The organism is Sediminispirochaeta smaragdinae DSM 11293, assembly GCF_000143985.1.
In the GTDB taxonomy this organism is placed as follows: Bacteria; Spirochaetota; Spirochaetia; order DSM-16054; family Sediminispirochaetaceae; genus Sediminispirochaeta; species Sediminispirochaeta smaragdinae.
The window spans coordinates 2,043,581-2,060,482 of record NC_014364.1 but is presented as its reverse complement, the minus strand read 5'-3'; the positions used below and the strand labels follow the sequence as shown (position 1 = coordinate 2,060,482).

13 protein-coding genes are annotated in these 16,902 nt (G+C 50.1%); 4 read left to right on the top strand and 9 right to left on the bottom strand.

Annotated elements, in window-relative coordinates:
- Positions 1-65: 65 nt before the first annotated feature.
- Both hisS and SPIRS_RS09630 read left to right on the top strand, forming a co-directional pair.
- Positions 66-1,373 (top strand): histidine--tRNA ligase, encoded by a 1,308-nt coding sequence (gene hisS, locus SPIRS_RS09635; protein ID WP_013254494.1) that lies wholly within the window; start codon positions 66-68, stop codon positions 1,371-1,373.
- Complete coding sequence (locus SPIRS_RS09630; RefSeq protein WP_041866029.1) at positions 1,370-3,874, top strand: helicase-related protein; 2,505 nt, start codon at positions 1,370-1,372, stop codon at positions 3,872-3,874. Before hisS ends, SPIRS_RS09630 begins: the two co-directional genes overlap by 4 nt.
- A gap of 6 nt (positions 3,875-3,880) precedes the next feature.
- On the opposite strand, the gene SPIRS_RS09625 is transcribed toward SPIRS_RS09630, so the two are convergent.
- Together SPIRS_RS09625 and SPIRS_RS09620 are read right to left on the bottom strand one after the other, a co-directional pair.
- Positions 3,881-4,930 (bottom strand): 3-dehydroquinate synthase, encoded by a 1,050-nt coding sequence (locus SPIRS_RS09625; RefSeq protein ID WP_013254492.1) that lies wholly within the window; start codon positions 4,928-4,930, stop codon positions 3,881-3,883.
- A gap of 23 nt (positions 4,931-4,953) precedes the next feature.
- On the bottom strand, positions 4,954-5,244 hold the full coding sequence (locus SPIRS_RS09620) for an ArsR/SmtB family transcription factor (RefSeq protein WP_033301609.1): 291 nt from the start codon (positions 5,242-5,244) through the stop codon (positions 4,954-4,956).
- Positions 5,245-5,328: 84 nt separating this feature from the next.
- On the opposite strand from SPIRS_RS09620, the gene SPIRS_RS09615 reads away from it, so the two are divergent.
- Together SPIRS_RS09615 and thiI are read left to right on the top strand one after the other, a co-directional pair.
- Positions 5,329-6,501, top strand: a complete 1,173-nt coding sequence (locus tag SPIRS_RS09615) for a cysteine desulfurase family protein (protein ID WP_013254490.1) — start codon at positions 5,329-5,331, stop codon at positions 6,499-6,501.
- 9 nt (positions 6,502-6,510) lie between these two features.
- The gene (gene thiI / locus SPIRS_RS09610; protein ID WP_013254489.1) at positions 6,511-7,725 is read left to right on the top strand and encodes a tRNA uracil 4-sulfurtransferase ThiI; all 1,215 of its coding nucleotides are present in this window, start codon (positions 6,511-6,513) and stop codon (positions 7,723-7,725) included.
- Here the strand turns inward: thiI and SPIRS_RS09605 are convergent.
- From SPIRS_RS09605 to SPIRS_RS09575, 7 genes are all read right to left on the bottom strand, one after another.
- Positions 7,711-8,013, bottom strand: coding sequence for an FmdB family zinc ribbon protein (locus SPIRS_RS09605; RefSeq protein WP_013254488.1), 303 nt, complete (start codon positions 8,011-8,013; stop codon positions 7,711-7,713). The two genes, thiI and SPIRS_RS09605, sit on opposite strands and share 15 nt — an antisense overlap.
- A gap of 97 nt (positions 8,014-8,110) precedes the next feature.
- Entirely contained in the window at positions 8,111-8,893 is a 783-nt protein-coding gene (gene hisF, locus SPIRS_RS09600) for an imidazole glycerol phosphate synthase subunit HisF (RefSeq protein WP_013254487.1), read from the bottom strand.
- A complete protein-coding gene (gene hisH / locus SPIRS_RS09595) occupies positions 8,886-9,515 on the bottom strand; it encodes an imidazole glycerol phosphate synthase subunit HisH (RefSeq protein ID WP_013254486.1) in 630 nt (209 codons plus the stop codon). Before hisH ends, hisF begins: the two co-directional genes overlap by 8 nt.
- Before the next feature lie 10 nt (positions 9,516-9,525).
- Positions 9,526-10,461, bottom strand: coding sequence for a hypothetical protein (locus SPIRS_RS09590; protein WP_013254485.1), 936 nt, complete (start codon positions 10,459-10,461; stop codon positions 9,526-9,528).
- A complete protein-coding gene (gene ileS, locus SPIRS_RS09585) occupies positions 10,419-13,541 on the bottom strand; it encodes an isoleucine--tRNA ligase (protein WP_013254484.1) in 3,123 nt (1,040 codons plus the stop codon). Before ileS ends, SPIRS_RS09590 begins: the two co-directional genes overlap by 43 nt.
- A 75-nt stretch (positions 13,542-13,616) precedes the next feature.
- On the bottom strand, positions 13,617-15,683 hold the full coding sequence (ppk1, locus tag SPIRS_RS09580; RefSeq protein ID WP_013254483.1) for a polyphosphate kinase 1: 2,067 nt from the start codon (positions 15,681-15,683) through the stop codon (positions 13,617-13,619).
- 30 nt (positions 15,684-15,713) lie between these two features.
- Positions 15,714-16,754: an ATP-dependent 6-phosphofructokinase gene (locus tag SPIRS_RS09575; protein WP_013254482.1), complete on the bottom strand. Its 1,041-nt coding sequence runs from the start codon at positions 16,752-16,754 to the stop codon at positions 15,714-15,716.
- Positions 16,755-16,902: the final 148 nt, after the last annotated feature.

Here is a 16,902-nt window from a genome sequence, read left to right as displayed (position 1 = left end):
TTCGTTTACACTATGGTAAATTGTTCGACCATAAAAATCAAGTAAGAGAAAAAGGAGCCTCTTTCGTGATCATAGAGCCAAGAGTCTTAAAAGGTTTCAGGGATTTTCTTCCCGATCAGGCATCTAGACGGATTGCCATCATGCATACACTTGAACAGGTTTTTCTCGGTTATGGATTTGTTCCAATCGATACCCCGGTTCTCGAATACCGGGAGGTACTGTTGGGTAAGGGCGGAGGAGAGACCGATAAGCAGGTCTATGCCTTTACCGATCAAGGGGGTAGAGAGGTCGCCATGCGATTCGACCTCACCGTTCCCTTTGCCCGTTTCATGGCAAGCCATATTAATGAATTGTCCCTCCCCTTCAAACGCTATCATATCGACAAGGTCTGGCGAGGGGAAAATACACAGAAAGGCCGATACCGGGAGTTCGTACAGTGCGACTTTGATATCGTCGGAATCGACGCCCTCTCGGCCGATCTCGAAATTCTTTTGATGATGCGCAGTGCCTTTACCGCCCTCGGCATCGACAATGTGAGCTTCAAGGTCAATCATCGGGGGCTTTTCAACCGCTTCCTCGATACCATTGAGGTGGCCTCCCATTCTGCGGCAATACTGCGCATTGTCGACAAATTGGCCAAAATCGGCGAGAAAGAAGTGCGCGAGCAGCTGGCCTCAGAAATCGGCTCCCAGACAGCAGAAAAGGTGCTCGACTACATTCAGGCAAAAGGAAGCTTTCTCGAGGCCGTGGAGAAGCTTGAAGAGCTCGCCGGGGGCAGTTGCGAGGAGAGTAATCGATTGCGGGAGATTTACCGGGCACTCGAAGAGGCCTCGGTTGCCGACTCCTTTATCCTCGATCCTTCGATAACCCGGGGCCTGGACTACTACACGGGGATCGTCTACGAGACCTTCCTCAACGACTTGCCTCAAATAGGATCGGTTTGTTCAGGAGGCCGTTACAACAACCTTGCATCCCTTTACACCAAACAGCAGTTGCCAGGGGTAGGCTCCTCCATCGGACTAGACCGTCTCGTTGCCGCGCTGGAAGAGCTGGGCAAGGCAGGAGGGAGCACCAGCGCTCCCGCCGTTGCCATATTTAATATCGATGAATCACTGTCTGGATACTATCACATGCTCGCAGGAAAAGTGCGAAAGGCAGGCCTCTCCTGTGAGGTCCAACTCCAAAGCCAAAAACTTGGGAAACAGTTCGCCTGGGCCGAAAAGCGCGGTATCCGAATGGCCCTTATCTGTGGAGGAGACGAGAAGAACGCAGGAAAAGTCTCGGTCAAGAATCTCGCGACGCGAGAGTCTCGTAACATGATTGACATAAAAGAGGCAATTGATTGGTGCCGGATGGTCGCCACAGAGGAATGAACCATCCAGAGTTGCCTATCTACCAACAGCGGGCAAAGATCCTCGATGAACTCGAGAAGAACCAGGTTATCGTCGTGGAAAGCCCTACAGGGTCGGGTAAGACTACTCAGTTACCCATGATTCTTTACGAAGCAGGATACGCCGGGCGGGGAATAATCGGAGTAACCCAGCCGAGAAGGATCGCGGCGGTCTCCGTCTCCGATTATATCGCTTCCCAGATGGGAACAAAGGTCCCCGGCATTGTGGGATATAAGATGCGTTTTGAGGACCAGACCGTCTCCGAAACCGCCATCAAGATCATGACCGACGGGATTTTGCTCCAGGAACTAAAGGCTGATCGCTACCTGAGTCGCTATTCGGTCATCATGGTCGATGAGGCCCATGAGCGCAGCCTCAATATCGACTTTATTTTGGGATTGCTTAAGGAGATCATCCAGGAGCGAAAAGACCTGAAGGTTATTATCTCCTCTGCCACCATCAACCCAAAAATCTTTTCGGACTATTTCGGCAAGGCACCAATTCTTCATATCGATGCAATTATCCATCCCGTTGAAATCCGTTATGCGCCACTCGAACACCCCGGCGATCCCGATCTCCTAACGGAAAAGATCGTATCCATCGTCGGCGATACGGTAAAGCACAAAACGCCGGGTGACATTCTCATATTTCTTTCCGGTGAAAAGGCGATCAAGGATGCAATGACAGCCCTTTCAACCTCCTCTTTTGCAAAAAAGCTCTACATTCTTCCGCTGTACGGAAGGTTGACAAAAGAGGAACAGGAACAAGTTTTTGTTCCTACGCCGAGGGGGAAGTCAAAGGTGGTTATTTCCACCAACATCGCTGAAACAAGTGTTACCATCGATGGCATCACCACGGTCATAGATTCGGGACTGGCAAAGCTTAACTACTACAATCCGCGCACCTTTACCAGCAGTCTCATTGAAGGGCCTATCTCGCAGGCAAGCTGCGACCAGCGAAAGGGGCGCGCCGGACGAACACGGCCGGGAGTTTGTTATCGTCTTTACGATAAACGGGATTATCAGCATCGCGATCCCTTTACCCTTGAAGAAATCTATCGAACCGATCTTTCGGAAGTCGTTCTGCGCATGGCAGAACTCGATATCCAGGAATTTGAAGCCTTTGATTTTATCAGTCCTCCGGGGCGCCCCGGCATCATTGGAGCAATCGAAACCCTCAAACTGTTGGATGCGCTCACCGAAGAACGACAGCTCACGAGAACAGGGCTCATGATGGTCGATTTTCCTCTGAGCCCCAGACACTCCAAAATCTTGGTGGAGGCCATATTCCGCTATCCCTCGGCGATGGAAGAAGTACTTATTGCCACCGCCTTTCTTTCAACGCATACCCCCTTTGTGCTTCCCCCAGGAGAGGAGATGGAGGCAAGAAGGGCCCATCATCAGCTTTCCGACCCTGCAGGGGATTTTATCTCCTACATTTCCATTTTCCGACAGTTTATCAAACTGAAAGGGAAAAAACGGCGGGAACACTTTTGCGATACCTACTATCTCGACTACCGAACCATGGGAGAGATCGTAAACATTAAACAACAACTCGAGGAAATTGTTTCCGGCTTTGGAGTGCCCATCTCCTCCGGCGGAGCGACCCGGGATATCCTCTGCTCGATTGCCGCCGGACTTGTGCAATTCGTCTGTGTGCGTACGGGAAGAGGCATCTATCGCAGCCTCACCGCCGATAGAATACAAATTCATCCGGGAAGCTGTATGTTTCGAGAATCTCCAGGGTTCATTGTGGCAGGGGAGATTGTCCGCACCAGCAGAATGTTCGCACGATCCGTCAGCCCCCTCCACCGTTCCTGGCTCGAAGAGATATCCCCCTCACTGAATCTGCTGATAACGACAAAAGCGGGAAAGCCAAGTTCAAAAAAACAAGAGAAAGAGGAGAAGCAGAAAGCGAAGCGGGACACGAGCTGGACAATCAAGGTCGGAGAAAAAAACTTTACGATGGAGCCCTACAAGGGGAAAAAGAAGATCGCAGTACTTCCCTGGGAAGAGATATCACCCCTGGTCCAATCGGGAGAATCGTTGCCACAGATACAGGAAAACGCCAGGGCAAAGATTACCTGGTCCGGGTATGAAATCCATACGGGAGACAGAATCGCCAGCATTATCAAGATTGTTCCCTTTATCAATCCGCCGAAAGACCTTTCGTATCCTGCCCCCGGGGGGAAAAACTATAATGCCGCAGAGGAACTCGAAGCGCTGTGTGGTCACCTCGATGCCTTACTGCGAACTGCAAAGACGAAAAAATCGTCAAAACGACTTGGCTTCATTACCCTGGAAACCGATGGCGTTGGTGTCTACTGGTTCAAGGTGATTAAAAGCTTTCATACCGCGGTGGATGTCTCGCTATCAAGCCTTGAAGCCCTTGCCGACGAACTGAATGAATCGACAAAGCATACGCTGGTGGAAAAGGTAAACGACGCGTATCGTCGCTTAAACACTATTTTTGAATCATATTAAAACATACTAAGGGTTCAGACAGCCGCCGGATATCGCTTCCTCGACAATTTCTCGGGGAAGCGCTCTGGTAAAGGTATCGCCCGCCTTTTTTTGCAAAACGAAACGCACCTCGCCTCCCCGCTTCTTTTTATCGCTTCCGACTGCCTCAAGGATTGCGGAGGTGTCGGCCTCGGCATATCTTCTATAACCGAAACGATCAAGAAGTTCATCGATAAAGCGCCGATAGCCAGGATCGGTTTCTCCTAAAAGCTCACCGGCGTGGAGGGCCCGGGAAAGCCCCCATGCTACCGCCTCACCGTGACTCCATCCGTTAAACCCGGTGGCACTTTCCAGTGCATGGGCAAAGGTATGTCCGAGATTAAGATGAGCACGTATCCCTCTTTCCAAGGGATCTTGCTCGATAACCGCCCCTTTCACCGTCAAACTTTCGGCAATAATCGAAGAGAAGGCATCACGATTGCCCGCCTTTATATCGGGAAGAAGCCTTTCGATCCTTTCAAGGGCATCCTCGCCGGAGAGCATGGCATGTTTGACAACCTCGGCAAGTCCTCCCATGATTTCCCTCTGAGGGAGAGAAGCCAGATATGTCGGTTCAATAATGATCAGCGAAGCAGGATAAAAGGTTCCTATGATGTTTTTGTAGCCACGATAGTCCACACCGCTCTTTCCTCCGAGCGTGGCATCAACCATTGCCAGAAGCGTACTGGGTAAAAGAACGACCCCGGCTCCCCGCATGTATACCGAGGCCGCAAAGGCGGTCATGTCGCACACAACACCACCGCCAAGGGCAACGAAAAGGCTATCGCGTCCGGCCCCGACCTGAAGAGCAAAATCTACAATGCGAAGGATTGTTTCCATCGTCTTGAAGGCTTCGCCCGCAGGTAAAACCAAACAATGAGGCTCCCCAGCCGGAAGATAACGGGAGGTATTCTCGTCGGCAACCCAGATGATAAGGGAATGAGGATATTCGCGCCTGATAATCTCTTCTGCCCGTTCCCCCTGTTCAAGGAAACGGACAGTACTCACCCGCTCTCCAAGTCGAAATTCTTGCTTCATAACGTATCGTCCATGTGAGAAAATCAGACGGTACCCAACGACTGAACAATCGACTTAATAAAAGGGTCTACAATAGAATAAAAGCGTTTGTTTCCCTGAATCTCGGAATCGACTATTCCCTTTTCTTTCAGAACGGCGAGGTGCTGTGAGACCACGGGCTGTGACTGGTTTAAACACTTCCAGAGCTCCATAACACATGCCTCTTCCTTCTCAATAAGACAAAGGATCTTGAGGCGAACAGGGTGTCCACATACCTTGAGCTTCTCAGCGTAGGTCTCAATAATAATATCTGCACAACAAGTTTGATCGTCCATACGAATACATAGGATACACGTGATAAGCACTTTTTTCAAGGCCATTGTCTTGAAAGAGCGTATCATTAACGCTATCATCGCTCCATGATGGAAAGAATATACCTCGATTGGGCGGCAACAGCACCTTTAAGCGATCGAGCCCGAGAGGCTTATGATAAAACTGCCGAAAGATTTCCCGGAAATCCTTCGGCAGTACACAAAGAAGGGAAAGAGGCATCGTCTCTTCTCGAAGCGTGCAGGAAGCGTGTTGCCCATATGCTGGGAACCGAACCGGAGCACATCATTTTCACCTCCGGAGGAACAGAGAGCAATGCCATTGTTCTCCACTCTTTTCTCAGGACTAAGGGAACCGGAAAGATTATCATCCCAGGCTTCGAACATCCCGCCATATGGGAGTATCGCCCGATTTTCAGCGAATTCGGTTTTTCCCTGGCAGAGCCTTCGATCCGGGAGGAGAGCCGTTTTTCCGTGGAAGAGTATGTAAGGCTCATCACCGGGGATACAAAGCTTGCCTGCTGTATGGCAGTCCACAACGAAACAGGGGAGATCTTTCCCATACAAAAGCTTGTTGAAGCAATACGAAGTAAAGAGGAAGGTCATCCCGTTCATATTCACACCGATGCGGTTCAGGCAGGCGGTAAACGAGAGATTAGTATTGCCGAAGATATCATCGCTTCGGGGATCGATTCCGCCAGCTTCAGCGGCCACAAGATAGGAGCTCCCCGGGGGATAGGAATTCTTTACCTTAAGAAACCTCTTGCCCATCCATTTCCAGGTGGGGGCCAGGAAATGGGTATGAGGCCGGGAACGGAAAACCTGCCAGCCATTGCGGCTTTGACCGAAAGCCTTACCATGGCCACGGAGGGACGGCTGCCGAGTAAAGAGGCACAGATGCTGCTATTTGAGGGGCTTTCCTCCATGAAAGGGGTAAGCGTTATTCCTCGTTCGCGAAAGGCATCACCCCGGAATTTTGTCGGATCGACCATCAGCGCCACCGCATCACCCATTCCTTCCGAAACATTGGTACGCGTCATGAACGATAAGGGATATGCCATATCCGCTGGATCTGCCTGTTCAAATCGTGGTAGTCATGGTGGAAAGAAAATCAGACGTGCCCTTATGAAGGCAGGAGTCGGAGAAGCGGATGCCCTGGGAGCCTTTCGCATTTCCATAGGCCCAGATACCACCTGTGCCCAGATAGAACAATTTCTGCAAGCCCTTGATCAGACAATACAATTTCTCGGAAGGGCATTTTAAGGAAAGAAGATGAAAGAATCACTGTATCTGATACGTTTCGGGGAAATAGCCCTAAAGGGAGATAACCGAATCTTTTTCGAAAGGCTTTTACGAAAGAATATCAAAAAAAAGCTGCTGCCCTACCGATCAGAGCTGCGAATGCATAGTGGAAGGGTGTATCTTAGATGTCAGGAGGCTCCGGAAGAGGCGGTACGCTCCGTACTCTCAAGCACCTTCGGCATAGTGGGATTCACCAAGGCCCTTCGCTGTGACAAGCGAATAGAAGAGATCAGGGAGGCAGCATCGCTGATTGCCGATGAGATAGCCTCGGACGGAAAGCTACAGAGCTTCAAGGTTTCCGCACGAAGGGCCGATAAGAGTTTTCCAATGACCTCGTACGAAATAGCCTGCGATATCGGTGCCCGTATCGCCGGTGCCCATCAGGAGTTCCATGTCGACGTCAAAACCCCGGACTGGGTTTTGGGAGTGGAGATACGCGAAGCAGCATATATCTATGGGAGGATGGAAAAGGGCCCAGGAGGGCTTCCGGTCGGCTGTGCAGGCAAGGGGGTTGTTTTACTGTCCGGTGGCATCGACTCTCCGGTCGCAGCTTTCCTCATGGCAAAACGCGGTTTGAAACTGGACGCCGTCTATTTTCATGCGTATCCCTATACCTCGAATGAAGCCCTCGATAAGGTGAAGAAACTTGCAGAGATTTTGGCCCCCTACACCGGAGGCATACGGCTTCATGTCATTCCTTTCACCGAAGCACAAATCTTCATGAAGCAACGGGGAAGAAGCGAGGAACTGACCCTCCATATGAGGGCCGCCATGGTGGAGATTGCCGATATGGTTGCCGCCGATACGGGAGCCAAGGCCCTGGTTACGGGCGAGGCCCTTAGCCAGGTAGCAAGCCAAACCATAGAAAGCATTACCCTTACCGGCTCCTTTGCCCAGCGCCCCATTTTCCGTCCGGTCATCGGTCTGGACAAGGAAGAGATCATCACGATTGCCAGGAGAATAGGTACCTTCGAAACCAGTATCCTTCCCTATGAAGACTGCTGTACCATTTTTAGTCCCAAACACCCTTTGGTACACCCCAATAAGGAACTTCTTACCACGGCATACCGAAGCCTGAGCCTCGACGAAGAGCTTAAAAGGGCATATGAGGACAGGGAGGTATATGTATTTCCTCCCCATTCGTTTCAGAAAGAAGACCAGGGGACAACCTTACCCCTTGGTTGAAGCCGGTTCTTTTTTACTGTCTGCCTTTTCAACATGAGATTCGTTTGATTTCTGGGGTTTCGTTTTTTCGTCTCCGTTAATAGGAGAAGAGGTGGAAGAAGCACCCGTTCGCTTATTATCGGTGACATAGAAACCGCTTCCCTTAAAAATGATACCGGTTCCTCCTCCGATAAGCCTCCTCACGTGTCCCCCACACTTGGGACACACGGAAATAGGATCATCAGACATTGCCTGAAAAAACTCAAAGGTGTGACCGCATTCGTCGCACTCGTAATCATAAGTAGGCATGTAGTTGCGCCTCCGCCGTCAATATAAATTTTTATGCTGTTACCGTTAATATACTCATTGCAGGGCAATTCGGGCAACATATTTCGCTCATCGAGTCTTACGGCTCGACAAAGGAGTCCGTTCTAACTTCGACATTGTTTTTTCGAAGTGTCTCTTTAATCTCGCCGATGGTATAGCCCTGGATATGGACCATGGAAGCTATCAAGGCTGCATCTGCAGAGCCCTTGGAAAAGACGTCCACAAGATCTTCAGGTTTGCCCGCACCCCCGGATGCAACCACGGGGATGGAGACGGCGTTGCTAATCATCGAGGTCAAATTCAACTCGTAGCCGTCTTTTGTTCCATCGGCGTCGATGGAATTAAGCACGATCTCGCCCGCGCCAAGGGACTCTGCACGAAGAGCCCATTCAAGGGCGTCCAATTCCGTCTTCACCCTCCCCCCATGTATCACAACACGGTAGCCGGACGGCATGGATGAATCAGAGAGGGCATCCATACCAAGAACTATACATTGACGTCCAAAACGTGAAGCCCCTTCTTCTATGATGGAAGGATTTTTCACCGCCTGACTGTTTACGCTGATCTTCTCAGCCCCGGCCAGGATCACATCCCACATATCGTCGACGGAAGAAATACCGCCTCCAACCGAGAATGGAATGAAAATTTCTTCAGCGACCTTACGGACAACATCGATCATGATGGAACGTTTCTCATTTGAAGCGGTGATATCGTAAAAGACGAGTTCGTCGGCCCCCTGATGGTAATACTCTCGGGCCATCTCCACGGGATCTCCGATATCGACATTACCCTTGAACTTCACGCCCTTTGTGGTTTTTCCGTCCCTAACATCGAGACAGACAATGATTCGTCGCTTAAACATGCTCAGCGCCTCCCGGATTCCAAGAAAGAAAGTTTTTTAAAAGCCGTAGGCCAAATGGACCGGACTTTTCGGGATGAAACTGCATTGCCGCAATGTTATCCCGGGCAAAGGCAGCCGAAAAGGTTTCGCCATAATCACACTCTGCGATGGTCAGAGCTCGATCTACCTGCGGATAGTAGGAGTGAACAAAATAGAATGACGTACCATCCGGAATTCCGGAGAAAAGAGGATGAGTATCGCCGCAAAAGCGTATCGAGTTCCATCCCATGTGAGGAACCTTCAGGCCCTTGCGTTCAGGGAAAAGCAAGACCCGCCCCGGTATGATTCCCAGGCAATCGGTATCCCGCTCCTCGGAATGGTCAAGCACCAGCTGGCATCCGATACAAATTCCCAAAAGAGGACGGCCGGACGCGGCATAGCGTTGAAGCAATGTGTCCAGTGAACGTTCCCGCAATACATGCATAGCATGAAAGGCCTCACCAACGCCGGGGAAAATCAGCCTGTCACATCGATCAAGTTCCCTATGATCCGGTGAAACGATAAAATCGGCACCAAGAAATCGAAGGGCCGTACTGACGCTTGCAAGATTGCCAGCATCGTAGTCGATAACTCCTACCTTCATTTCTTCTCCTTCATCCCAGTATATTCCTCATCTTAGCGATAACGGCAAAGTCATATTCCCGCAGAAAGACCGGGCCAATCACAATAGCCGTTCCTTCCCGGCCTACTGCCCGAAGACGCAAAACTTCCTTTGCAAATCGCTGTCTGGAAGCCGTAGTTGCATCGTCTATATGCTCCTGTCGACTGACGACAAATAAGGCCGTCTTCAGCGAGGTCGCCACCTGCTTCGCACGTTCGGCATCGGAACAGGTAATATCTATACGTGTCTCAAAGCCATTCATTTCATCCATGCTCTTGGGAACAAGCCGGACGCGAAGACGGTCGACGCCGGTAAGGTCCGCTTCATCAACAAAAGATGCGGGCTCTTCCAGAAAGAAGGCGATCTCTCCAGGGATCAAGGCTCCCGCAAAAAAACCTTCTTCATCTTCTTCATTGGCGGCCGCCCTTTTCAGCCATGTGTGATCCCCCTGTGAGACCAGTACAACCCCGCTCCACGGCATGGCCATTTGGAGTCCCGGTTCACTGTTTACCTCGCGAACCGTTTTGCGTAAGGCAAAACGAGGAAAATTGCCAGCAAGCGCAAGGCGCAATCCCTTCGAATCAAGGGCGACAGACATACGCTCGGTCCGGTTCAAAAGTATAGCGGCATGCTTCTCTTCCATTCCAGCTTCCAGAAGAAGATCCAGGAGCCATTGTTGCGTCGGTTCCCAGGCCGAAGGCTCCTGCACCACAAGGGTAAGGTTCCCCTTCCCTGTTAAGACTTCCACCCCTGTCTCATATATCTTAGGGGTTCCGGCACACCCGATGAGAAAAGCAGAGAGGAGAATCGAAAAAAGAAAAAAGGGGCGGCGAAAGATTCGCCGTCCCCTCCTATCAGTCGCTGCCGATGGCATCATCAGGGGACTTAAACCTTTACCAGATCGATCCAGCAATGTTCCTCTCCGCATTCACGCTCCTCGGAAGTCGTCCCCTTTCTAAAGTCGACAGACTCGGCAAGGGTCTCTTCAAGGATATGATCGGTAAACAGGTCGACGGCTTCCCGAAGGGCCGGCGTACCGTCGATAAAAAGCCTTATTCGATCGGTAACCTCAAGGCCTCGATCCTTACGCATATTCTGGACGCTTCGAACCACATCGCGAACCGTTCCCTCTTGCTTCAACTCCTCGGTAACCTCGGAGTCGAGCCCCACGGTCAGGCTTCCGTCGTTCAGAACCTTCAGATGCTCCTTTTCAAAACGCTGCACGATGATTCCTTCTTCAGTCAGCTCAAGGGTACCTCCCTCATAGTCAAGGGAAAGGGTCGCCCCTTCGAGGAGGGATTGAACCTCGCGCATGGTCAAAGATTCGATCTTTCCTGCCACAGCCTTCATATACTTACCAAGCTTGCTTCCCAGCACCTTGTAGTTCGGCTTTGCCTGATAGACGACAAGATCCTCTTCATTCTCTTTGAGCAGGACCTCTTTGACGTTCAGCTCTTCCCTGATGATATCCTCCATCTCCCGAAGGATCTTCTTTTCCTGAAAATCCCTGGTAACCAGATAGAGGGCCTTGAGGGGCTGGCGCGTCTTTAGGCTGTGCATGCTTCGGAGGGCCCGCCCCATGGAGACAGCCTTCCTGGTGATCTCCATTTTTTTCTCAAGTTCCAGATCACGGACCGATTCATCGGCAACGGGATAGTCACAGAGATGAACGGACTCTGCCGTTTCCTTACATTTCAGATTCTGGTAAATCGCTTCGGTCATAAAGGGAATGATCGGAGCAGCGACACGGACAACCTTCATAAGGACCGCATAGAGGGTCTCATATGCCTGGAGCTTATCGCTATCGTTCTCACTCTTCCAGAATCTCCTTCTGCTCCTTCTGATGTACCAGTTGTTCAGGGAATCGACGAAACGAACAATCGGTTCAATCGCCTTTTGAAGATCATAGGCATCGAGCTGGGCGGTAACGTCGGAAACAAGATGCTCGGCTTCGGAGAGAATCCACCGGTCCAGGGGATTATCGGGGGCCTCTTTCAGCCCCTTCGGCTCAAAGGAGTCGATATTCGCATAGGTAACAAAAAAGCTATAAGCATTCCAAAATGGGATGATGAAGGTTTTTAAAACCTCTTTTACCCCATCGTCAGAATAACGAAGATCCTCGGCCTTCACTACCGCGGAATTCATCAGGAACATACGAAGGGCATCGGCCCCGAACTTATCGATGACCTCCACGGGATCGGAGTAGTTCCTCTCCGATTTACTCATCTTCTTTCCGTCTTCGGCAAGGACAAGGCCGTTGGTAACCACATTCATGAAGGCGGGAGAATCAAAAAGTGCAGCGGCAAGGATTGTAAGGGTATAGAACCATCCGCGGGTTTGATCGAGACCTTCACAGATAAAATCGGCAGGAAAATTCTTTTCAAACCACTCTTTATTCTCAAAGGGATAGTGGATCTGGGCATAGGGCATCGATCCCGACTCGAACCAACAGTCAAGCACATCGGGAATTCGCCGCATGGTCCCCTTACCATCGGGGCTTGGCCAAGTGAATTCATCAACAAAGTGTTTGTGAAGATCCTCGACCTTTTTACCACACTTTTTCTCAAGCTCTTCCCTGCTGGAGATCACCTCAATATAATCGGAACCGTCGCATTTCCAGATGGGGATAGGATTTCCCCAATAGCGGTTTCTGCTGATGGCCCAGTCACGCGCTCCTTCAAGCCATTTCCCAAAGCGGCCGTTCTTCAAGTGTGCAGGGATCCAGTTGACCTTGCTGTTGGCCGCAAGCATCTTCTCTTTGATCTTTCCGATATCGACAAACCAACAGCTTACTGCACGATAGATGAGGGGTTTTTTGGTCCGATAACAGAAGGGATACTGGTGTTTGTAGTTTTCACGCCGAACGAGCTTACCCTCTTCTTTCAGGCGCTGAATGATTGGTTTATCGGCATCCTTTACGAAAATTCCCTTGTAGTCAGGAACCTCGTCGGTGAAGCGGCATTCTGCGTCGATAGGACAGACGACCGGGACACCTGTTCCTTTCATGGCCGCATAATCTTCCTCACCAAAACCGGGGGCCGTATGTACGATACCCGTTCCATCTTCGGTGGTTACATAGTCTGCAGTAAAGGCTCTAAAGGCATTTTGCTCCCGTAAATGGGCAAAATAGGGAAACAGCGGTTCATATTCGACTCCGGCATAAGCCGTACCTTTTTTCTCTTCCAGAACCTCATATTCCGACGGATCCTTGTAATACGCGGAAAGGCGTTCCTTTGCCATGATGTAATACTCGTCGCCGTCTTTCACCTTGACATAATCGATATCGGGACCAAATGCAAGGCCGAGGTTACTGGGCAGGGTCCAAGGCGTGGTGGTCCATGCCAGAATATAGGTCGACTCGGTTCCCCGTACCTTGAAGCGAATGGTGACTGCGGGGTCCACAACCTCCTGGTAGCCACCGAGATTCACCTCAAAGTTTGAAAGAGGGGTCGAAAGTGCGGGACTGTAGGGAAGAATATTGTACCCCTCGTAGAGGTACCCCTTCTTCCAAAGTTGGCTTAAGACCCACCAGATCGATTCCATATAATCGGGATCCATGGTTTTGTAATCGTGGTCAAAATCGACCCACCGTCCCATTCTCGTCACGATCTGACGCCATTCGGAGGTATATCTCAACACAATAGAACGGCAGGATTCATTGAATTTTGCCACGCCAAAGGCTTCAATTTCACTTTTGCCTGAAATCCCGAGCTCTTTTTCCATCTCGTACTCGACGGGAAGACCATGGCAGTCCCAACCGAAACGCCGGAGAACCTTTTTCCCCTTCATAGTCTGATAACGGGGGATAATATCCTTTATGGTCCCTGGTACGAAGTGGCCGAAATGAGGAAGACCGGTAGCAAAGGGAGGACCATCATAAAAGACAAACTCATCCTTGCCCTCACGCTGATCAATGGATTTTTGGAAAATATTGTTATTCTCCCAAAATTTAAGAATATCCTCTTCCATCTTGGGAAAATTTACTTTTGGGTCGACCGGGTTGAACAAAGTTTCCTCCTCACGGATTCAAAACAAGAGTATAGAAAACACGGAAAGCATTCTAGGGAAAAGGGAACAGTGATGTCAAGAGCGGTCGGCTTCCCTTTCTTCATGAAGCCGCTTCAGGTAGAGGCCCTTCTCTAACTGGGAACGCCATGGAGGCAGACCGTTCTGATTGCGGAACTCTTTGCCGTCGACAATTCTCCTTGCCTTCACGTTATCTTTCCACTCAATGGAAAAAAGATCAATGAGTTCCCGCTTCAAATTGGTATCGTAGATGGGACACGTAACCTCCACGCGACGATCGATATTGCGGGGAAGCCAATCGGCGGAAGAGATCCAGACTTTAACCTTCTCGTCGGGACCGAAGATGAAAAAACGGGCATGCTCGAGATAAGAATCTACGATACTGATCACCTCGATATTCTCGCTCATCTTTTTCCGACCGGGTATAAGGCTAAGCATCCCCCGAACAATCAATTGGATCGAGACCCCCTTCTCACTTGCCCGGTAGAGGCTCTGAATCAGGTCCCTATCCGCCAAATTATTGAGCTGCAGGCGAATGAGTCCCTGTTTCCCCTTTTTGACCCGCCCTATTTGTTCCTCAATGAGAGCGATAAAAGCCTGACGGCTCTGAAAGGGGCTTACGATAAGGTGGTTGAAACGGCTAATCCGATAGTTACGCTCAAAAAAACCAAAAAGTTGATCGACCTCACTGCAAATCTCGGGATGAGAAGTGAGGAGATAGGTATCGGTATAGAGCCTGGCGGTATCCTCGTTGAGGTTTCCGGTACCGATGGCACAAACATGTTCCTCGCTTCCCTTGTGCCCCTTCCTGGTAATGATGCAAAGTTTCGAATGAACCTTCAGGCCGGGAACCCCGAAAAGTACCTTTACTCCCTCGGATTTCAGCTTATTGGCCCACCGTATATTCGCCTTTTCATCGAAGCGGGCCTGCAATTCAAGAAGAACGACTACTTCCTTCCTGTTTTTCTTAGCATTGATGAGAGCATTGATGACCGAAGAGTAACGAGCCAGCCTGTAGAGTGTAACCCTGATACTGGTGACCTTCGGGTCAAGGGAGGCCTCACGGAGGAGGTCGATGATGGTCTCAAAACCGAGATAGGGAAAATGAAGAAGGAGCTCCTTTTTCCTAACCACCTCGATGATTCCAGATGTACGACGAAGATCACGGTGAATGATACCGGTGGGGACATGACACTGTTCGTCCGGAAGGATATCTGGAAAGTTCATATAATCTTTTGAATTGTGATATCGCCTTCCCGGCAAGATGGTATCAAGGGCGTTGAGTTTCAGTTTTCGTTCGATGAACCGTACCATCTCCGCCGGCATAGCCGTATCATAGGTAAGCCGTACGGGGTTTGCGTTTTTACGCTGCTCAAGACTCTTATGAATTTTATTGAGGTAGCTCACCTCAAAATCATCATCGATATCCAGTTCGGCATCGCGAGTGATCTTTATATCATAGGCCTGGAAGGTATCAAAGTTAAGGGAATGGAAGATATAGTCAAGCCCGGATCTAACAATATCCTCCAACAGGATGACATACTGCCTCTCCCCTTCCTTGGGTAGAAGCAAAAAACGGGGACAACTTTTCGACGGAATCTCGATGATGCTGTAGGTTTCCCGGGAAGAGCCCTGTTTACTTAGCTTAACCAGAAGATAAAGATCGGTATCGCTTAATTCCGGAAAACGGTAACGGCTATTGACCATGACCGGAAAGATTTGAGGACGAACCTCTCGTATAAAATACTCCTTCACGATGGCCTTATGCTCCTCACGCACAAGGTCCGTTTCTCTTAAAAAAAAGATATTCGCCTCTTCCATCTTCTTCCGAAGCTCATCGAAAATATAATCAAATTTGGCATGCTGCCGGATAACGATATCCTGGATCTGGTCGAGAATCATTTTGGGGTCGTCACCAATCGATTCGATGCTCTTTTTTCCCAGCTTCGCAAGTCGTTTCAGGGTCGCAACCCGAACCCGAAAGAATTCATCAAGATTATTAGAGTAGATTCCAAGGAATTTGAGACGCATGGCAAGAGGAACGGACGGGTCCTGAGCTTCTTCCAAAACCCGATTATTAAACGAGAGCCAACTTATCTCTTTATTGAGAAACTCAACATTCATGGTACCGCTCCTTATCGTTACCAAGCCACATCAAGTAGAAAGTGTATCGCCAAAGCAGGTACCCAGCGCGCGTGCCTTCCTCAAAAGAGGAAGATCACCGGGAACAAGTTTTAACTTCCCCGCTACTTCGGAAAGAGGGACAGCTTCCACATGCTGATCATGGAGGGCAACCATCACGCCGAACTCCCCACGTGAGGCAAAATCGGCGGCCTGAGCTCCGAAACGGGTTGCAAGAATACGATCGGCCGCGGTGGGAGAGCCTCCTCGTTGGATATAACCGAGGATAGTCTCTCTCGTCGGCATGCCGGTCTCCTCCTGAATCATCTTTGCAATGTAGTTCGCGGCACTTTTTTTCTTCTTCTTCTTTTTGGGGAAATCTATTCCTTCTGCAACAACAACAATCGAATAGGGTTTCCCCTGACGATTACGCTCGGTTAGGTAGTCGCACATGACCGATTCATCGTAGGGGATCTCCGGAATAAGAATAAGATCCCCTCCCCCGGCAATCCCTGAATAAAGGGCGAGCCAGCCCGCATGGTGTCCCATTACTTCGATCACCATGATCCGCTTGTGGCTGTTCGCGGTGGTATGGATCCGATCAAGGGCTTCGGTCGCAACCATCATGGCTGAATCAAAGCCGAAGGAGAGTTCGGTCCCCCACACATCGTTGTCAATTGTTTTTGGGATGCCGATGATATTCAAGCCGTAGTCGGAAAGTTTCGACGCCGTTTTCATGGTCCCGTTGCCACCGATACAGACCAAACAATCAAGACCGAGCTTTTTGTAGTTGTCCAAAATAATATCGGGTTTACTTCGAATATATTCGCCGTAGGATTGATCCTTGAAGGGTTTTTCTCTGCTTGTACCAAGAATGGTCCCACCGAGGGTCAGAATGCCTGAAAGGTCCAGCTCACTCAAACTCCTATACTCAAGCTCAATCATGCCGAGGAAACCGGATGAAATACCATACACATCCATGCCGTAGGTCAGCACCGCTGCCTTCCCCACTCCGCGAATCGCCGCATTTAGACCGGGACAGTCGCCACCGGCCGTAAGGATTCCAATCTTCATTCCCCACCTCTCCTTTCTATAGTGTATCCGATCCAGCTCTGCCTCTCAACGGGAGCCATTCCCAACTAACGGATTTCTAACAGTATCGCCTGCCTCAAGCAAGTATCTTGAAAAAAAGGTAAACTTCCACCCCACACTACCGATATCT

Bases quoted from the DNA above. Each gene is read 5' to 3' on its own strand.
- SPIRS_RS09630 (WP_041866029.1), top strand. From the start codon at position 1,370: ATGAACCATCCAGAGTTGCCTATCTACCAACAGCGGGCAAAGATCCTC.
- SPIRS_RS09625 (WP_013254492.1), bottom strand. From the start codon at position 4,930: ATGAAGCAAGAATTTCGACTTGGAGAGCGGGTGAGTACTGTCCGTTTC.
- SPIRS_RS09620 (WP_033301609.1), bottom strand. From the start codon at position 5,244: ATGGACGATCAAACTTGTTGTGCAGATATTATTATTGAGACCTACGCT.
- SPIRS_RS09615 (WP_013254490.1), top strand. From the start codon at position 5,329: ATGATGGAAAGAATATACCTCGATTGGGCGGCAACAGCACCTTTAAGC.
- thiI (WP_013254489.1), top strand. From the start codon at position 6,511: ATGAAAGAATCACTGTATCTGATACGTTTCGGGGAAATAGCCCTAAAG.
- SPIRS_RS09605 (WP_013254488.1), bottom strand. From the start codon at position 8,013: ATGCCTACTTATGATTACGAGTGCGACGAATGCGGTCACACCTTTGAG.
- hisF (WP_013254487.1), bottom strand. From the start codon at position 8,893: ATGTTTAAGCGACGAATCATTGTCTGTCTCGATGTTAGGGACGGAAAA.
- hisH (WP_013254486.1), bottom strand. From the start codon at position 9,515: ATGAAGGTAGGAGTTATCGACTACGATGCTGGCAATCTTGCAAGCGTC.
- SPIRS_RS09590 (WP_013254485.1), bottom strand. From the start codon at position 10,461: ATGCGGAGAGGAACATTGCTGGATCGATCTGGTAAAGGTTTAAGTCCC.
- ppk1 (WP_013254483.1), bottom strand. From the start codon at position 15,683: ATGAATGTTGAGTTTCTCAATAAAGAGATAAGTTGGCTCTCGTTTAAT.
- SPIRS_RS09575 (WP_013254482.1), bottom strand. From the start codon at position 16,754: ATGAAGATTGGAATCCTTACGGCCGGTGGCGACTGTCCCGGTCTAAAT.